The sequence below is a fragment of the Bacteroides caecicola genome, from assembly GCF_023337095.1.
Classification (GTDB): domain Bacteria; phylum Bacteroidota; class Bacteroidia; order Bacteroidales; family Bacteroidaceae; genus Phocaeicola; species Phocaeicola gallinarum.
The window spans coordinates 26,737-45,322 of the sequence record NZ_JAMBLM010000017.1 but is presented as its reverse complement, the minus strand read 5'-3'; the positions used below and the strand labels follow the sequence as shown (position 1 = coordinate 45,322).

Below are 18,586 nucleotides of genomic sequence, written 5' to 3'. Positions count from 1 at the left end.
GCCCCGCGCGGGGAAACCGAATAGGCTTGTATGTCGTAAAATATGGATTTTATTGAGATGTTTTGAGCGGTTTTCCATATTATTTTCATTACTTTTGGGCATTAATCACTAATATCTGAAAAAACATGAAACTGACATTTCGCATCCGGTATCGCACTGTGTGGGGGGAGAACCTTTGTGTTTTGTTAAACGATGATGAAACGCAAATCATATCTCTTTCTACCCGCAATGGTGATGAATGGCAGGGAAGTTTTGAATATATTCCGGTTGGGTCGAATCAGCTCGTAACCTATCGGTATGCCGTTTATCGGGATAATATATGTATACGTAAAGAGTTGGGAGCTATATCTCATCTATTCTCTTTAGGGAATGCCCAGCAGAATCATTATGTAATTGATGATTGCTGGAGAGACTTGCCTGCCGATTCTTATCGTTACAGTTCAGCATTCAATAGTATTTATACTCCTCAATCTTATAATAAGCTATCCGACAGCGTCGGAAGTTGTATTACGTTTCGTGCCCTTTGTCCGGAGTTGGGCAATCGGAATCAGGCGTTGGGACTTATAGGAAGTTGCAATGCTTTAGGAAGTTGGGAATATTGCCGTCCGCTGCGTATGCAGGAAGTAAGACCTAATGTATGGCATATAACGCTGGATGCTTCCTCTTTGCAATTACCTTTCGAGTATAAGTTTGTAGCCATAAATGCCGAGAGCGGAGCGGTGGAAGAATGGGAATCCCGTCCGAACCGACTTTTCAACGTGCAGCCTTTACAGCGTGGTGAGACTTATCTGCCGATGGAAACAGAAGTCTTTTTTGCACTTCCAGCCCGTAAATTTGCAGGTTCTGCCATTCCTGTTTTTTCGCTTCGTTCGGAAGGTAGTTGCGGAGTTGGGGATTTCGGCGATTTAAAGACGTTTGTATCATGGGCTGCCGATACAGCGCAGCACGTTGTACAGATTTTGCCTATTAATGATACGAGTATAACCGGAAGTTGGACCGATTCTTATCCTTATAACAGCATTTCCATTTATGCTTTTCATCCCATGTACATCGACCTCCGTCAGCTTCCTGCTTTGGCGGATGCCCAATTTGCTAGTCGGTTTGAAGAAGAACGGGCTCGCTTGAATGCCTTGTCGGTAGTAGACTATGAGGCAGTTAACCGGTTAAAGCAGTCCTACTTAAAAGAAGTTTACCGGCAAGAAGGAGAGAATGTATTGAAATCGGATGAATTTAATACCTTTTTCGCTGATAACCGACATTGGTTACAGCCTTATGCTGCATTCTCTTATTTGCGTGATTTATACGGAACATCTGATTTTCATTGCTGGGAGGCATATAACAAGTACGATGAGGAGGAAATACAGCAACTGTGTTCGTCTGAAAGCGATGCTTATACATTCATCGGGTATTATTATTACATGCAATACCTGTTACATGTACAATTGCTCGCCGTAGCCGAATACGCCCGTCGGAAAGGAGTTATTCTGAAAGGAGATATTCCCATCGGAATCAGTCGTACCAGTGTAGAATCGTGGGTAGAACCTTATTATTTCAATATGAACGGGCAGGCAGGTGCACCGCCTGATGCTTTTTCCGTAAACGGTCAGAATTGGGGATTCCCTACTTATAATTGGGAGGTTATGGAGAAAGATAATTACCTGTGGTGGCGCCGCCGCTTTGCTAAGATGGCAGAATACTTCACGGCGTATCGCATTGATCATATTTTAGGGTTCTTCCGCATTTGGGAGATTCCCACGCACAGCGTTCACGGGCTGTTGGGACAGTTTGTGCCCTCTTTGCCAATGAGTGCCGATGAAATCCGCAGTTTCGGGTTGAACTTCCGTCCCGATTTCATGCTCCGTCCGTTTATCAGCGAATACATTTTGAATACTGTTTTTGGCGAACAGAGCGATTACGTGCGCGAAACCTTCGTACGTCCGCTTCATCATGATTTGTATGAGATGCGTCCGGAGTTTGATACGCAGCGCAAGGTGGAAGCCTTTTTCGAAGGAAAGACCGATTCGGAAAGCATTTGGTTGAAAGAAAAACTATATGCTTTAATCAGCGATGTATTGTTTGTTGCCGACCGTAATAATCCGGAATTGTATCATCCGCGTATCGCTGTTCAGAATGATTACATATTCAAGCAGCTCGCCGAGCAAGAGCAGGAAGCCTTTAACCACCTGTATAATCATTATTACTACCAGCGCCATAACGAGTTCTGGTATCATGAAGCCATGAAGAAACTACCCGTACTTACTCAGTCTACGCCGATGCTGGTTTGTGGAGAAGATTTGGGGATGGTTCCCGACTGTGTATCGTGGGTGATGAACGAGCTGCAGATACTCTCGCTTGAAATCCAGCGTATGCCGAAAGCAATAGGCCGCGAGTTCGGGTGCCTTAACGAATATCCGTTCCGTTCTGTTTGTACGATTGGAACGCACGATATGCCTACCTTGCGCGGCTGGTGGGAAGAAGATGCTGCTCTGACCGAGCGTTTCTATCACAACGAACTTCATCATTGGGGAGAGGTTCCGAAACATGCTCCCGGTTGGCTCTGCAAAGAAATCATCGAACAGCATCTGCAAAGCCCTTCCATGCTCTGCGTGCTTGCATGGCAGGATTGGACTTCGATAGACGAATCATTGCGCAATCCCGATGTACAGGCAGAGCGTATCAACGTGCCGGCAAATCCGCATAACTATTGGCAGTGGCGTATGCACATCACGCTGGAAGAACTCATGCAGGCCGATGAACTGAATGATGCCATCCGGCAAATGATTCAGTCGAGCGATAGAAATACAGCGTGCTAAGGGATATGAATCAGCTTGTGTGTTTGCAGACTTAACCGCCATTGGGGATGTGCTTTGATGTAAGCGATGACTTCCTCCGTATTGCTGCACGAACAAGGCTGTAAGAAATAATGCAGGGCAGGCAGGGCAAGATAAGATTCCACATCTTGCCCTGCTCCTGTATAAACCACTTTTACTTCGTCTATTCGTTTTACATTGAGTTTGCCTCCTTGCTTGGGCGAGCAGGTAACCCAGTCTATTGCTTCAGGGAGTACACACGTTCCGTTGGTTTCGATGGCAACATATTTGCCGAGTGCGTGCAATTTCTCTACCAAGTCATCATCAATCCACAAGCCCGGCTCTCCTCCCGTAAGAATAACCATCCGGCACGGAAAAGCCGACACCCGTTCCAATAATTCCTCGTCCGTCATAAGCGTTCCGCTTTCATGGCGGGTATCACAGAAGTCACATTTCAGATTACAACCCGAAAACCGAATAAATACGGCAGGCGTACCCGTATGGAAGCCTTCACCCTGAAGACTGTAAAACAGTTCGTTAATCTTTCTCATAGATCGCCGTGTTTCCTTCCGATTCACACACTTCTACTTTGTAACAGTTCTCCACCTCGGCGCATATCCATCGGGCGATATTTTCCGCCGTAGGGTTAAACGGAAGTACGTCATTCAAATGCTGATGGTCGAGCTTGTCTTTCACTTTTTCCTTGATGTGAGTAAAGTCGGTTACCATTCCGTCGGCGTTCAGTTCTTTAGATCGACAGTAAACGGTCACTATCCAGTTATGACCATGCAAGCATTCGCATTTGCTCCGGTAAGAGAGTTTCAGAAAGTGCGAAGCTGAAATTTCGATTCGCTTGATAACGGTGTACATAATTGTCTTATTAAAAATCTTTGGTTAGATAATATAAAGTAAAGACGCTTAATGTCACCTCAGCGTCGGTGCAAAGATACGGATTATTTTGTAGCGGGACTATAAATCGAATATAGATTGAGTCTTTTTATCGGTTGTTGTACTGTATCGATGAAAGAAAAACTTTGCATCTGTCACATATTAAAATCCTGTTCTTTTCCAACTATCAAAGTATGTGATATCGGTGCTTTGATTTCCAATATACCTTTGAGGAGGTGTTTTCTCCCGGTTCTCGGCTGGCTTACATAAATATCACAATATACGTTGAACTGTCCGTAACAACATTCTATAGTGCAGATTTGTAGCTTATGAGGGTTGATGGGGAACATTTTGTAGATGTTGAATATATCTTCCGGAACCGGTAGGCATTGTGTGGTTTCATTGAGCTGTATAGTTGTTTCTTTCATGACAAGTTTCTTGCTGACATCGTTGTTGAACCGCTCTGTTTCAGGGGCAGGAACTGTCGGAATGTTTCCCTTGAATATCTTCAGTACATCGTTTTGTCTGTACGGATTCCCTGCAATGTACAAGTTCGTAAAGGTATATTCTTGCAGAAAGTGTGAGTAAGGCATTATGATATAATTGATGACTTCCGAGGTCGCATTGGTCATCTTTATCATTTTTATATCAACCGTCACGTTGTCTTGGTACGTGTAAGAGTCTAATGCATACACGATGCTGTCAATCTCGTACCTCGACGAAGGTTCTAACTCTACGGAAATTTCCCTTTCGTCATAGTCGTTTCCTACGTTTATGGTCAGCATCATAGGCTCAAGGTTCATGTTTTCGGGCTTTGAGAAACACAGATGCGTTTCGTCCGTGCGCTCGATGGTCAGATGGATGTCCGGCTGATCGATTACCATCTTAACCGTTTCTTCTTCCGACATATAGAATGGAGAGTTCATCGCAATCAGGTGACCGTCTTTTGCGTAGATGTCTCCGAGGACTTCGCGGAACGCTCCGTCTTCGTCGGTGGAGAATACGTTTCTTATAACCCAGTTTGATGCTTTGAAGCTGACGGTTACGGTGGAGTCGGTATCCGAAAGTTTTATTTCTTCCGCCGACGGTGCATAGTCGTTGATGAACACGTCGCGGTTACATCCGCAGAGCAGGGCGGAGAGGGTGGCGATATAAAGAAGGAAAATTCGTTTCATAGGGAGTAAGGTTTTAAAAATTATCTTGCGTTGAAACGGTAACCTATGCCCAGCATCAGGTTGTTGGGGTCTTTAAAGCGGTAAAGCTGATAACCCGTGTGCAGGAACAGGTTTTTGGTAAGATTGGTTTTCAGTGCAAGTGTTTGGTAAAACTTGTTCGTATCAGGTCCTTTACACAAGAAGTTCTTGCCGATACCTATGTTAATAGAGAATATCGGCATTACTACTTCTGCCCTTACAGACAGCCCCATCGAGAACTGCTCTTTGAAGGGAGGCCGGTAAAACCGAATCTCTTCCGGGGTAGAGGGAATAACTTCGTTGGCAACGTGTTGTTGGATGTTTGCACTTTCGTCATATTGCACGTCGAGTGATACGCCGGCACGGAAGTAACGGTTAAAGTTATAGAGTGGGTTGAAGTTCAATCCCACGATGCCGAAAGAACCCGGAACAAGAAACGAGTTGTTATTCTCGAAAAACACACCTTTTTTTCTTGTAGCCCCGTATACGATTAAGTCGTAGCTCATGTATCGGCTGAACGACGGTTTACATCGCAGGTACGCCGGTTTCTCACTCTTGTCGCCGCCCCCGAAAAAGCGGGTTACGCCGATAGAAGCCCCTATGGTGTTTACTCCGGAATTGGGATAACCCGTGTTTCCGTTCGAATAATGAGTAAGGTCGATTCCGGCACGCAATTCCGTACCGGGTGCCAACTGCCAGTTCAGGAGGAATTCCAAATTGATGTAAGCATTAATTTTAGAACCTACAACCCGGTTCATCGGGTTGGTTTCCGGATTATACTTTTTCCAGCCGAACGAGGCTCCGAAATTCCATTCATAATCGAAAGATAGTTTAGGAGTAATGGTGGCTATCCTTGATGTCTGAAAAACATATACGGCGAGCGGATTCCCCATTTCCGAAGAATTGAAGAACGTATTGTAACCAATGCCTATACCCTGAACCGCGTGCGGATACAGCTGTCCCAGTTTTGTTTCGGGAGTAAACCGGAATCCGTATTTCAGATGTCCCGACAATGCGGAGTTTATTGGGCTCTGTGCGTTATTCATCCCTTTGAGAAATTCATGAGTGGGGAAAACGTATGTAGGCTTAAAGGCGACTCCAATCGCATGAACCATCTTTTGGGGATGGGAATCATTCCCTGCCGAAAAGCTGTTTCTTGTCACCGAATCGGTTGGTGTTGTTGCAGGTGAGGCGGCACAGAAGCCCGAAAAAAGGAACAGTGTCAATATTCCGATTAGCTTTTTAGCATTCATAGCTTTCTGACAGGTTACATTCATTCATAATAGGGGTTATTATTTTCTCTGTTGTAGATGCAAATGTATACGAATAACCGGAAGATGCAAAAAATTGTACGGTAAAAAAGCACAACCGGTATGCTATATTTCCGGAAAGTTTGGTTGGCAGGAACTGAGCTTTTATCAGGGATAAAAACGCTACCCGTAGAGCCGTTGAACGCTACCCATAGAACCGATGTACGCATCCGCATGGGATAACAAAAACTAACGGTAGCGTTTTGACGGACAAACCGCAGCGGAATTTGTGCGTGCGGCTGTCCGATAAAACGCCTGCCGTTTTCAACTGTCAGACAGATGTATGTCTTTGACTTACAGCAAGGTATTCAGTAAAACTTTCCCCGACGTATCTACTACCTTTACTCTGATTTTTCCGTCTGATAAATCAAGACGGGTAGCACTCCGATTGCTTCCCACGATTACCGGGAAAGCATTCCCCGCCTTATTTTTCTCGTGGAAAGCAAACTCATGCGTATGCCCCGACACCATCAAGTCGATATGAGCTTTGTTCAGAATCGGGAGCATTTTGGCTTTCAGATCGTTGATGCCGTGAGTCAATTCCTCTTCTGGGAAAATGTCGACCATCGGATAGTGGGAAATAACAATACGGTACCGGGCTGTTTTAAATTCCTCCGTTTCTACTAATTGAGCCAGCCACTCCGTCTGCTCGGTGCGGTAAGCGTCGAAGTCGGTCAGTCCGGCATACACCTGCGTATCATCGGGTTTATCCTCACCGCAATCCAGCATCACAATCATGATGTCTCCCATCCGGCACGAACCGTAAATCTTCCCGTTCGATTTCGGGAATAATTTCGGATAACTGCGTGCCAGTTTTCCGCGGGTCTCATGGTTTCCGCGCACCATGTTGAAAGGTATGGAAGAAGCAAACCGCTGTACACTCTTGTCGATGAAAGCGCGGAAAGGTGTTTCGCTGTCCTCTATGTAATTCATCATATCGCCAGCATAGAGAAAAGCGTCGCACGTTTTGTAATCGCAAAGATTAAGCAACGTGTCTAATTGTTCAGAGTTGTTATGCACATCGCTTACCACAAACAAAGACCCGCCTTCATGCGTAGGGTCTGTGGTGCGGAACGTGTACCACTGCGAAGTGATACTGTCGCCAAACACCACCTTGTAAGGCTGGAAGTCGCGCATCTCCTTCGAGCGAATCCGGTAATTATACACCGCTCCCGGCTTCAGTCCCTCTGCCCTGACGCTGTGGAAAACCGTATTCGCATCGCGCAGTCCATGCTCCGTATGGTAATAAGATTTGATATCCTTTCCGCCTTCCTCCTTCACTTCGATAAAAGAAAACGAAGGAAGCGAAGTGGTAAACACAAAAGTAGCCCCTTGCGCAGTCACCTCTTGAAGATAAGGTCCGTGATTCACTTGAAACTCCGTTGTTTCTTGGGCAAAAGCGTGCGTTGCCCCGAAAACGAACAGCGCACTCATCAGAAAATCTTTCAGTTTGTTTCTTCTCTGCAACATAATTCATACTATTAATGATGATACCTATTTACAGATACAAAAGTAGACTAATAGTTCAAAGTTGCAAATACCGGGTGGTAAAAATGCTTTGTTTATCTTTCGTTATAGGATTATGTGTTGTTTTTGACCGGAAGAGTGAAATGATAGTGAAACATTAGGGTTAGTTAAATTCCCCAAGTTGTAAATGTTTATTCTTTTGTAAAGGCACTATAAAATATGATTGTGAGAAAATAGTTTATAGTGCCTTATGTATTTATGTGAAGCCTCATTCATTCGTGTGTGGGCATCGAGCTAAATTTGAAACTATTCCTTTAAATGATCTATTTCTTTGATAATCTCATCATTGATGCGTTGCATTTTCCGGAAGATTAAGAAAGCGATTCCGGTACCAACGAGACACCCGATTCCAATGCCTGTTCCCATTATAATGGCATAAGCTCTATCAGATAAATCATAATTCAAAAACTCAAACAAGAATATACTTGCCCAAACTATGCATATCGGAATCCCGACTACCATTTGATTTATGCGATTCTTTTTCATCTTTACAAAAATCTGGCGCGAAGTCAGCAAGTCATGTTTTAGCCATCCTTTTCCTATTACCTTATTAATAAAGAAATCAAAACCAATTTCTACTGCTACAAGTAGCATGGTTGTGATATAAAAGTATAATGAGACTTTCCCCGTTTGGTAAAAGTAAAGAAACATAAGGGCTAATAAGGGCATGAGCAAGAATAACTTTATATAGATATACTTATCTATCCATTTCATTTTGTTCTGCATAACAGTTCGCAAAAGTCGTTCATTATTAATCTGCTGAGATTTTATTTTCTCGGTAAGGATAGCAAACTGTTGTCTCAATTCGTCCATATCGTTTATATTATTCTTTTCCATGATGAATGTCTTTTAAGGATGCATATTTTTAAGTTGTTCTCTGATTCGGGAAAGCCTCACCGAAACATTCTTGGTTGAAATACCTACAATGGCTCCTATCTCATCGTAAGGAAGGTTTTCCAGCCATAGGAGGATTATGGCCCTGTCGAACGGCTCCAATTTGTTGATACGGTTATAGAGTGCTTTAATTTGCTTTGATTCGTGGTCATTATCCTCAAAGAGGTCAATGTCTACTGTTAACGGAACTGTTTTTCTCCGTTTTTTCTTCCGGTCGAATGATATGCACGTGTTCAGACTAATCCGGTAAATCCAAGTTTTCATTTCACTCTTTTGTGCGAAGTTGTCAAATCCTTTCCACAGATTGATAGAGACTTCTTGGTACATATCGTTCACTTCATCTTTGTCTTTTGAGAACATGAAGCAAACGGTATATATGGTCGTTTTATACTCTTTTAATATCCGGATGAAGTCAGTTTCTTTCTTATTCATCTTATCCATAACTTTTAGTACGTTAGACACAAGACATGTTTGGTTCTCTGCAAAATATTCGTTTTTAGAGCCTTCAGACTATTTCACGGCTTCTATCGTGTACCCTTGTTTGCTTAGCAAGTTTAAGATGCCACGTTCACCAGCCAGATGTCCGCTTCCGACAGCAAAAAAAGTCGCTTTTTCTTTCATGATGGCAGGCATGACCTCAGCCCAGTTAGCATTACGCCTGTAAATCAGAGCCTCTTCTTCTTCAGGAAGTGCGTCGCAGGAATTACCCTGCTTTTCTTCAACGATCTCCATTAATTGTTTCAAATCCTGTTTCATATAAGCAGCCGACATCCTTCGGGTTTGTTGTTCTGCCTTATTTAAATTCATGACGGTACAGAGTAGCTGGTCGGCCTGACGCTGAAGAGTTTGCGTTCCGAATAAAACTCCCATTTGGAAATCCATTGTCTCCAAACCGGCAACAGCTTTCCCCTTCTTTTGAGCTTCAGACTGAATCCATCCGTCTAACTGCTGCTGAGGATTGAATCCTTCTACGGTTTTCATGGCTATCAGTGCACTTATTTGCGCAGTGAGAAAAGCCGGTTTTATTTTATCGAACATCTGCAACTCTACCCCCATCAGTTGCTTAATTTTTACAGCCACACTATCATACTGTGCACTATTGAATAACGTATGTAGCGTAGTATCACCCGGTAACATAATAGCCTGCTGCATTTTCTGCATGTTGATTGGACTTTGCATTTCTTCCATCACTATTTCTCCATATACCTGCTCCGTTTCATTCATAGCCTGTTTAAAACCGGGTACACTATCTGTTATTGATAGCGGCGCCAAATGATGAGTACCAAATACATACGACGGTTTAGCCAAATCTTTTCCGGAAACTTTCCATAACAGCTGAGCATTAGCTCCATAAGTGATGCACAGAAGCACTACTAATACCAAAATCTTTTTCATATTCTAAAATTTTAAATTGTTTCTACTTGTTAGACGCACAGGTAAGCAATTTACTACAAAAAATCGGAGAATTTTTTAAATTTATTGGAATTATGCTTCAAAAGTCGAAGTTTGAATTATGGAAAAAGAGGGATTACGGTGGGCGAACAATAACCGACTCAAAGCATTTGTTTGCGCAAGAACACAAAAAAAGCACCTACAAAAACTTTGTAAGTGCTTGATTCTTAATGTGGACCAGCCAGGGCTTGAACCTGGGACCTCCAGATTATGAGTCTGTTGCTCTAACCAACTGAGCTACAAGTCCGGTGTTTCATTTGTGTTTCAGAAACCGAGTGCAAAAGTAATAGTTTAAAAGAAAACAAACAACATTTCTGCGGAAAAAATTAATAAAAAAAACTAATAAGTTCATTGCTTCCAATATATATTGTATTTTTGCGTCACTGAATATTTTAATTTTAGACTTATGTCACAGAATGTTAAAGACTCTCATTTGACCGGACTTACTGATAACGAAGTTCTCGAAAGTCGTCAGCGGTATGGTAGTAATCTTTTAACTCCGCCCAAACGACCTTCCATGTGGAAACTTTATTTGGAAAAATTCAATGACCCTGTGATACGGGTATTACTCGTTGCGGCTATTTTTTCTCTGATTATTTCTATCATTGAGAATGAGTATGCTGAAACGATTGGTATCTTTTTTGCAATATTCTTGGCTACAGGGATTGGCTTTTATTTTGAGTATGACGCAAATAAAAAGTTTGATTTGTTAAACGCTGTGGGTGAGGAGACGCCGGTTACGGTACTTCGAAACGGTAAGGTACATGAAATACCTCGTAAGGATATTGTAGTGGGCGATATCGTTATTCTGAATACCGGAGAAGAGGTGCCGGCAGACGGTACGTTGGTTGAGGCGGTTTCATTGCAAGTTAATGAATCGAGCCTTACCGGGGAATTGATGGTGAATAAAACCACGGATGAAGCGCATTTCGATGAGGAGGCTACTTATCCTTCGAATGCGGTGATGCGTGGAACAACGATTACTGACGGACACGGTACGATGCGGGTTGAACGGGTAGGGGATGCTACAGAAATTGGAAAGGTGGCTCGTCAGGCTACGGAGCAGAGTCAGGAGCAGACGCCGTTGAATATCCAGCTTACCAAACTTGCTAACTTGATCGGGAAAGCCGGATTTACGATTGCTGCGTTGACCTTCATTATTTTTACCAGTAAAGATTTATACGTATATTTTAATAATAACACGGTTACCGATTGGCATCAATGGTTGGAAGTTGCCCGTATCGTGCTTAAATACTTTATGATGGCAGTGACATTGATTGTGGTTGCTGTTCCCGAAGGTTTGCCGATGAGCGTGACGTTGAGTTTGGCTCTGAATATGCGTCGGATGCTGAAGACCAATAACCTCGTGCGTAAGATGCACGCTTGTGAAACGATGGGTGCCATTACGGTGATTTGTACAGATAAGACGGGTACGCTGACGCAGAATCTGATGCAGGTTTACGAGGCGAAGTTAGATGATACTAAATCTGATTTGATAGCCGAAGGTATATCGGCTAACTCAACGGCTTTCTTGGAAGAAAAGGCAGAAGGAGAAAAACCGTCAGGGGTGGGTAATCCTACGGAAATAGCATTGCTCTTGTGGCTGAATGAGCAGGGGAAAGATTATATGGCGTTGCGCGAAGGAGCGAAAATCGTCAATCAGCTTACGTTCTCAACCGAGCGTAAATACATGGCTACGCTGGTTGACTCGCCCTTGCAAAATAAGCGTGTACTTTATATTAAAGGTGCTCCTGAAATCGTAATGAGCAAGTGTGATTTGAGTGCCGAACAGGTACGTTTGAATAATGAACAGCTATTGGCTTACCAGAACAAGGCGATGCGTACGTTGGGGTTGGCATATAAATATGTAGATGCAAGCGATCCGACCGACTGTGCCGAACTGGTGAAAAAGGGAGGCATGACTTTCTTGGGCATTTTTGCCATCAGCGATCCGATTCGTCCGGATGTGCCCGATGCCGTGAAGAGATGCCAGTCTGCCGGAATCGGAATCAAGATTGTTACGGGAGATACGCCGGGTACAGCTACAGAAATAGCACGCCAAATCGGGTTGTGGAAACCGGAAGATACAGAGCGTAACCGGATCACCGGAGTAGAGTTCGCGGCACTGAGCGATGAAGAAGCTCTCGACCGTGTACTCGATTTGAAGGTAATGAGCCGTGCGCGTCCGATGGATAAGCAACGACTTGTACAGTTGTTGCAACAAAAAGGTGCGGTGGTTGCCGTTACCGGAGACGGTACGAACGATGCTCCGGCGTTGAATCATGCTCAAGTAGGATTGTCGATGGGAACGGGAACATCCGTAGCAAAAGAAGCCAGTGATATTACCTTGTTGGATGATTCGTTCCGCAGCATAGCCACGGCAGTTATGTGGGGACGTTCGCTTTATAAGAATATCCAGCGGTTCATCGTATTCCAGCTTACCATCAATGTGGTTGCTTTGCTTAGCGTGTTGTTAGGCGCATTCTTCGGAACTTCCCTTCCGCTTACCGTTACCCAGATGCTTTGGGTTAACTTGATTATGGATACTTTCGCTGCTATGGCGTTGGCTTCTATTTCGCCCAGCATGGATGTTATGAACGAAAAGCCACGTAAGCGCACCGATTTCATCATTACACCTGCCATGCGTAACAACATCTTCGGGGTAGCTTTCGGATTCCTTGTTATTTTAATGGGACTGTTGGTTTATTTCAAAGGATTGCCCGATGGCTTGTTGCCCGATGGAGAGATGAATGTTCATTACCTCACCATATTCTTCACCATCTTCGTGATGTTGCAGTTCTGGAATCTTTTCAATGCTAGCGTGTTCGGAACCAATCATTCTATCTTTAAGGATGCCGGTCATGCGTTGGGTATGCTGAGCGTGGCGATTATCATCCTTATCGGACAGATTATCATCGTTACATTCGGTGGAAAAGTTTTCCGTACCGAACCGCTTTCGTTGGTCGAATGGGGTTATATCATCGGTGGAACATCCATTGTACTGTGGATAGGAGAAATCTGGCGTGGTATCAAGAGACTTAACAAGGCGTGAGTATGAACGGTAATGCTGTGCGGAATGTGGTTTTCGACTGGGGCGGCGTGTTGGTCGATCTCGATGTGGAAGGCTGCATAAAGGCTTTCGAGAATGCCGGGGTAGCAGACGTGCGAACGTTGATAACCGGAACGAACGAAGCGGGACTTTTCCGCCATTATGAATGTGGGGATATCAGTACGGCTGAGTTTCGGGAGGGCGTGCGCAGCCTTACCCGCCGGTCGTTGCCGGATGAGGTGATAGACCGTCTTTGGAATATGGAGGTGCTTGATATTCCGGAGGAAAAGTTGCGTTTATTGCTGGATTTGTCCGGACGGTATAACCTGTACTTGCTGAGTAATACGAACGAATTACATTGGGAAACAGCTTCCCCGCGTGTGTTCCGTTACGAAGGTACGGACGTGAGAAGCTGTTTCAAGCAAATATTTCTTTCTTATCGTATGCGCATGGCGAAACCCGACCCGGCTATTTTCAGGCAGGTGCTGAGCGAAGCCGTGCTGAATCCGGAAGAAACATTGTTTATTGACGATGCCGAGGTTAATTGCCGGTCGGCTGCTTCGGTGGGTATGCAGACCGTTCATTATGTTCCCGGTTCCGATCTGTCGGACATATTTCGATACATTTCATGAAGATAATCACAGACGATATACAAATATCACTTCCTCCCTGTGTCGCTACCATTGGGTGTTTCGACGGGGTACATCGCGGACACCGTTATCTGGTCCGCCAGTTGTGTCAGGTGGGGGAAGAGCGCCGGATGCCGACGGCTTTAATTACTTTTCCCGTGCATCCGCGTCAGGTGATGCAAGCCGATTACCAGCCTCAATTATTGTCCTGCCTTCCGCAGAAAGAGGCCCTGCTGCAAACGCTGGATGCGGATTATTGTATCATGTTGCCCTTTACCCGCCAGCTTTCGCAACTTTCGGCACGTGAGTTTATGGCGTTGCTGCGTAACCGTTTCAATGTCCGTGCGCTGGTTATCGGTTACGATCATCGTTTCGGTCATAATCGCAGCGAGAGCTTTCACGATTATTGTCGTTATGGAGAAGAGTTGGGGATGGAAGTCCGACAGGCGCGGGCATTGGTGGAAGAAGGTGTTTCCATCAGCTCGTCGGTCATCCGCGACCTGCTGAAAAGAGGACAGGTAGAAGATGCCAATCATTATTTAAGTTATCATTATTATTTAGACGGGGTAGTGGTAGACGGATACAAGGTAGGACGCAAATTGGGCTTTCCTACAGCCAACCTGCGCCCGTCGTGTGCCGACAAGTTGGTTCCTGCCGAAGGCGTCTATGCGGTAGCCGTCTATATCGGCGGGAAACGTTATGCGGGTATGTTGAATATCGGACATCGTCCTACGGTGGATAACGGCGCTGAACGGAGTATCGAGGTTAATATCTTTGATTTTTCCGAAGACATCTATTATAAGCAGATGCGCGTTGAATTTTTACATTACATTCGGGGCGAGAAAAAATTCGACAGTCTTGATGCGCTGATATCTCAGTTGCGGCGCGACAAAGAAACAATTATTCACTTGCTGAATCTGCAATCTTAAAATATTATATTATGAGAAACAAAAGCATTAATAGTAATAAGCAATTCATGATAGGCAACGGGCTGTTGGCGTTTGGGGTTTTCTTTGTGGTTTGTCTGTTCTTGTATTTGGGCTTCCGTTCCCGTTCGAAAGGTGAACAGCGGGCGTTCGAAGGTGTTTATACCGTAGAAATCACATCCGGGTTTGCAGGCGACAGCCTGTCGGTTTTTGTGAACGACAGTCTGCTGATGAACCGCACGATGGGCAGTGCCGATGTTACATTACAGATAGAACGGTTTGCAGAAGAAAGCGTGCTGATGGTGGTCGATAACCGTACGGAAAACATCACGCCGTTTAATCTGAACCCCAAAGGAAGTAAGGTTAGCGTATCCAAGCGGAACGGAAAAGTGTTTATCGAAGAAGAGGGCAACTGATTATTATCGCACTAATGAGAAAACTTCCGGTGACGGATAGGTTATAAGGTGAACCCTGAAAGTTGGATGGAAAAACTTTCAGGGTTTATTTTTTATTATTGGGCTGATTGATTTAATGTGTTGATTTTTAGGAGGTGTTTGCTTTCGCTTGGAGCCGAAAAATTCTACCCGTAGAACCAATGAACTCTATGGGTAGAACCGGGCAACGCTACCGCATGGGATGACCAACGCTAACGGTAGCGTTTTTCCGGTTCTGTCATCATGGTTTTCTTCCGTTTGTTCGGCTGGGTTTAAAAATTATTCAGTATCCAATCGCAGGTTATTACGATACAAATTCGTACTTTTGTGACAACTAAAAATTATGAAGGATATGGCACAAAGTTCACGTCAGGTACAAACTCAAGCACAGCAACAAATACAGACTTTATCACCCCAACAGATTTTGGCGGTGAAATTGCTGGAACTCCCTACCGTGGAGCTGGAAGAGCGTGTCCGTGCGGAACTCTTGGATAATCCTGCATTGGAAGAAGGTAAAGACTCTGCCGATTCGTCGGATGAGGCGGAAGAAAACTATGCCACCGACGAGGACGGAGAACCGAATACCGATTATGGAGAAGACCTCTCGCTGGGCGATTACCGGAGTGAGGATGACATACCGGATTATAAACTTCAGGAAAATAATCATTCAAAAGATAATAAGCCCGAAGAAATCCCTTTTTCGGACAGCGTGTCTTTCTATGAGACACTGAAAGAACAGCTTGACATGCAGAATCTTACGCCGGAGGAAAAACAGTTGGGCGAATACCTTATCGGTTCGCTGGACGATGACGGACTCTTGCGTAAGTCTACCGAAACGCTGATTGATGAACTGGCTATTTATCAGGGAGTTTACGTAACATCAGAACAGTTGGAGCATGTTCTGTCGGTCATCCAAGATTTCGACCCTGCCGGGATAGGCGCACGCAGTTTGCAGGAATGTCTGTTGCTGCAAATTCGGCGCAAGGAAGATTCCCCGTTGAAGCAGATAGAATACGACATCATAAGCAAATGTTGCGACGATTTCACGAAAAAGAATAAAGATAAAATCATCCAGAGACTCGGCATCACCGAAGAACAGTATAATCAGGCAGCGGCAGAGCTCACCAAACTGAATCCGCGTCCGGGCAGTTCGTTGGGTGAAACGATTGGTAAAAATCTGCAACAGATAGTGCCCGATTTCATCGTGGAGACGGAAGAAGACGGAACCATCAACCTGAGCCTGAATAACCGCAATGTGCCCGAACTGCGGTTGAGCCGCGAGTTTACCGAAATGTTGGACGAACATACGCGCAACCGGGCAAACCAAAGCAAGGAGTCGAAAGATGCACTGATGTTTTTGAAACAAAAAGTAGATGCTGCTCAGGGTTTTATCAATGCGGTGAAACAGCGTCAGCAAACCCTCCTCAGCACCATGCAGGCGATAATCGACCTCCAGCGCCCCTTTTTCCAAGAAGGCGATGAGTCACTACTCCGCCCGATGATTCTGAAAGACGTGGCTGAACGTGCGAAACTTGACATCTCAACGGTGTCGCGCGTGAGCAACAGCAAATACGTACAGACCAATTACGGCATTTATTCGCTGAAATTCTTTTTCAGCGACGGCTATACGACGGAAAGCGGTGAAGAACTTTCCGTGCGCGAGATAAAACGCATTTTAAAAGAATGTATCGACGGTGAAGATAAGGCGAACCCTTATACCGACGACGAACTTGCCGATATGTTGAAATCGAAGGGTTACCCCATAGCCCGACGTACGGTGGCAAAGTATCGGCAACAGTTGAACATCCCCGTGGCACGTTTAAGAAGATAATCATGGAAGAAACGAATATCCCCGACCAACTGGCTTACCATCGGTTTAATAGGAACCCGCAAGATGGAGCTGCAAAAGGCAGACTCTTTATGACGGCGCGGATTATTTCGGCTGTTTTTACTCCGTTTATGGTTCCTTTTGTAGCCTTTTTGCTGCTCTTTTTGTTCACTTATTTGCGCATTATGCCCCTCGGTTATAAGGTGACGGTACTTGTTCTGGTTTATTGTTTCACCATTTTTCTGCCGATGCTGGGCATTTACTTGTTTCAAAAAATAAACGGGTGGAGCATCCACGAATTAGGGAATCGCAAAAAGCGTTTTATCCCTTACGCAATGACGATTTTGAGCTACATAGCCTGCCTGATAACGATGTACCGCATCCATATCCCCCGTTACATGAGCGGTATCGTTGTCGCAACGCTGATTTGCATGATTCTGTGTGCGGTAATCAACATCAAATGGAAAATCAGCACCCACATGGCGAGTTGCGGCATCATGGTAGGCGGGCTGCTTTCGTATAGTTTTATTTTCCAGTTCAACCCCGTAAGCTGGCTTTGTTTCTTTATTTTGCTGGCAGGTTTGCTGGGTTCGGCACGGATAATAGTCCGTCAGCACACGCTTAACGAAGTAGGAGGCGGTTTTTTAGTCGGTTTGTTTTGCGGAGTCGTCGGAATTTTGTTTATTTGAAGCTAAATTGTTTAATCCCTTAAAAGATAAAATTATGAATTTCCCAACCAATGTAAAGTACACCAGCGAACACGAATGGATTCGCATGGATGGAGAAGAGGCTTATGTAGGCATTACTGATTATGCGCAACAGCAATTAGGCGACATCGTTTTTGTTGACATCACTACCGAAGGCGAAACGCTGGAAAAAGGCGAGACGTTTGGAACCATTGAAGTTGTAAAAACCGTGTCAGACCTGTTTATCCCCGTCGGCGGAGAAGTATTGGAAGTGAACCCGGCTCTGGAAGAACATCCCGAACTGGTAAACCAAGACCCTTACGGCGAAGGATGGCTGATAAAGATGCGTCCTACCGACCCCAATGAACTTTTGGGCTTGCTGGATGCAGAAGCATATCAGAATATAATAAATGAATGATTTTTTGAATTTTAAAACCAAGTAATTTGAAATGAAACCCATTGTAAGTATCATTATGGGCAGTACGTCTGACCTTCCTGTTATGGAAAAAGCGGCAAAACTGCTTGATGAGATGCAAGTTCCGTTCGAAATGAATGCACTTTCAGCTCATCGCACTCCTGCCGAAGTGGAGAAATTTGCAAAAGAAGCGGCCGGAAGAGGCATTAAAGTAATTATCGCCGCTGCCGGAATGGCGGCTGCTCTGCCGGGCGTAATCGCTGCAAATACAACCCTGCCGGTTATCGGAGTTCCGGTAAAAGGTTCGGTACTCGACGGAGTAGATGCACTTTATTCCATTATACAGATGCCTCCGGGCATTCCCGTGGCTACGGTTGCCATAAACGGAGCGATGAATGCAGCTATTCTTGCCGTGCAGATGCTTGCATTGGCAGATAGTGAATTAGCTCAGAAGTTTGCTGCCTATAAAGAAGGACTGAAGAATAAAATCGTGAAGGCTAACGAAGAATTGAAAGAAGTGAAGTTTGCTTTCAAGACGAATTGAT

At 44.7% G+C, this 18,586-nt stretch carries 17 protein-coding genes and 1 tRNA gene; 9 read left to right on the top strand and 9 right to left on the bottom strand.

Annotation, left to right across the window (positions count from 1 at the left end):
* Positions 1-125 precede the first annotated feature (125 nt).
* Positions 126-2,813, top strand: coding sequence for a 4-alpha-glucanotransferase (locus M3085_RS12905; protein ID WP_249053209.1), 2,688 nt, complete (start codon positions 126-128; stop codon positions 2,811-2,813).
* On the opposite strand, the gene M3085_RS12900 is transcribed toward M3085_RS12905, so the two are convergent.
* The 9 genes from M3085_RS12900 to M3085_RS12860 all read right to left on the bottom strand — a co-directional run bounded on the left by M3085_RS12900 (position 2,810) and on the right by M3085_RS12860 (position 10,321).
* Positions 2,810-3,361, bottom strand: coding sequence for a 7-carboxy-7-deazaguanine synthase QueE (locus M3085_RS12900; RefSeq protein WP_191710934.1), 552 nt, complete (start codon positions 3,359-3,361; stop codon positions 2,810-2,812). The genes M3085_RS12905 and M3085_RS12900 overlap by 4 nt on opposite strands.
* The gene (gene queD, locus M3085_RS12895; protein WP_249053208.1) at positions 3,348-3,680 is read right to left on the bottom strand and encodes a 6-carboxytetrahydropterin synthase QueD; all 333 of its coding nucleotides are present in this window, start codon (positions 3,678-3,680) and stop codon (positions 3,348-3,350) included. The genes M3085_RS12900 and queD overlap by 14 nt, the downstream gene beginning before the upstream one ends.
* 173 nt (positions 3,681-3,853) lie before the next feature.
* A complete protein-coding gene (locus tag M3085_RS12890; RefSeq protein ID WP_249053207.1) occupies positions 3,854-4,873 on the bottom strand; it encodes a hypothetical protein in 1,020 nt (339 codons plus the stop codon).
* A 20-nt stretch (positions 4,874-4,893) separates the two neighbouring features.
* Positions 4,894-6,168 carry an acyloxyacyl hydrolase gene (locus tag M3085_RS12885; protein WP_249053206.1) on the bottom strand — a complete coding sequence of 425 codons (1,275 nt, stop codon included), beginning with the start codon at positions 6,166-6,168 and terminating at the stop codon, positions 4,894-4,896.
* Between the two features lie 327 nt (positions 6,169-6,495).
* Positions 6,496-7,671, bottom strand: a complete 1,176-nt coding sequence (locus M3085_RS12880; RefSeq protein WP_249053205.1) for an FN3 domain-containing metallophosphoesterase family protein — start codon at positions 7,669-7,671, stop codon at positions 6,496-6,498.
* Between the two features lie 303 nt (positions 7,672-7,974).
* Positions 7,975-8,565: a hypothetical protein gene (locus tag M3085_RS12875; protein WP_249053204.1), complete on the bottom strand. Its 591-nt coding sequence runs from the start codon at positions 8,563-8,565 to the stop codon at positions 7,975-7,977.
* 12 nt (positions 8,566-8,577) lie between these two features.
* Positions 8,578-9,063 (bottom strand): RNA polymerase sigma factor, encoded by a 486-nt coding sequence (locus tag M3085_RS12870; protein ID WP_249053203.1) that lies wholly within the window; start codon positions 9,061-9,063, stop codon positions 8,578-8,580.
* Positions 9,064-9,132: 69 nt separating this feature from the next.
* Positions 9,133-10,017: a TraB/GumN family protein gene (locus tag M3085_RS12865; RefSeq protein ID WP_178257476.1), complete on the bottom strand. Its 885-nt coding sequence runs from the start codon at positions 10,015-10,017 to the stop codon at positions 9,133-9,135.
* A 230-nt stretch (positions 10,018-10,247) separates the two neighbouring features.
* Positions 10,248-10,321, bottom strand: a tRNA-Ile gene (locus tag M3085_RS12860).
* 159 nt (positions 10,322-10,480) lie between these two features.
* Here M3085_RS12860 and M3085_RS12855 point away from each other — a divergent pair.
* From M3085_RS12855 to purE, 8 genes are all read left to right on the top strand, one after another.
* A complete protein-coding gene (locus M3085_RS12855; protein ID WP_249053202.1) occupies positions 10,481-13,126 on the top strand; it encodes a calcium-translocating P-type ATPase, PMCA-type in 2,646 nt (881 codons plus the stop codon).
* A gap of 2 nt (positions 13,127-13,128) precedes the next feature.
* The gene (locus tag M3085_RS12850) at positions 13,129-13,755 is read left to right on the top strand and encodes an HAD family hydrolase (protein ID WP_249053201.1); all 627 of its coding nucleotides are present in this window, start codon (positions 13,129-13,131) and stop codon (positions 13,753-13,755) included.
* A complete protein-coding gene (gene ribF / locus M3085_RS12845; RefSeq protein WP_178256315.1) occupies positions 13,752-14,681 on the top strand; it encodes a riboflavin biosynthesis protein RibF in 930 nt (309 codons plus the stop codon). The genes M3085_RS12850 and ribF overlap by 4 nt, the downstream gene beginning before the upstream one ends.
* An 11-nt stretch (positions 14,682-14,692) precedes the next feature.
* A complete protein-coding gene (locus M3085_RS12840) occupies positions 14,693-15,094 on the top strand; it encodes a hypothetical protein (RefSeq protein WP_249053200.1) in 402 nt (133 codons plus the stop codon).
* A gap of 370 nt (positions 15,095-15,464) precedes the next feature.
* Positions 15,465-16,943, top strand: coding sequence for an RNA polymerase factor sigma-54 (gene rpoN, locus M3085_RS12835; protein WP_204499533.1), 1,479 nt, complete (start codon positions 15,465-15,467; stop codon positions 16,941-16,943).
* A gap of 89 nt (positions 16,944-17,032) precedes the next feature.
* On the top strand, positions 17,033-17,629 hold the full coding sequence (locus tag M3085_RS12830) for a hypothetical protein (RefSeq protein WP_178256318.1): 597 nt from the start codon (positions 17,033-17,035) through the stop codon (positions 17,627-17,629).
* Between the two features lie 34 nt (positions 17,630-17,663).
* On the top strand, positions 17,664-18,044 hold the full coding sequence (gene gcvH, locus M3085_RS12825; RefSeq protein WP_178256312.1) for a glycine cleavage system protein GcvH: 381 nt from the start codon (positions 17,664-17,666) through the stop codon (positions 18,042-18,044).
* Between the two features lie 31 nt (positions 18,045-18,075).
* Positions 18,076-18,585 (top strand): 5-(carboxyamino)imidazole ribonucleotide mutase, encoded by a 510-nt coding sequence (gene purE, locus M3085_RS12820; RefSeq protein ID WP_178256311.1) that lies wholly within the window; start codon positions 18,076-18,078, stop codon positions 18,583-18,585.
* Position 18,586 lies beyond the last annotated feature (1 nt).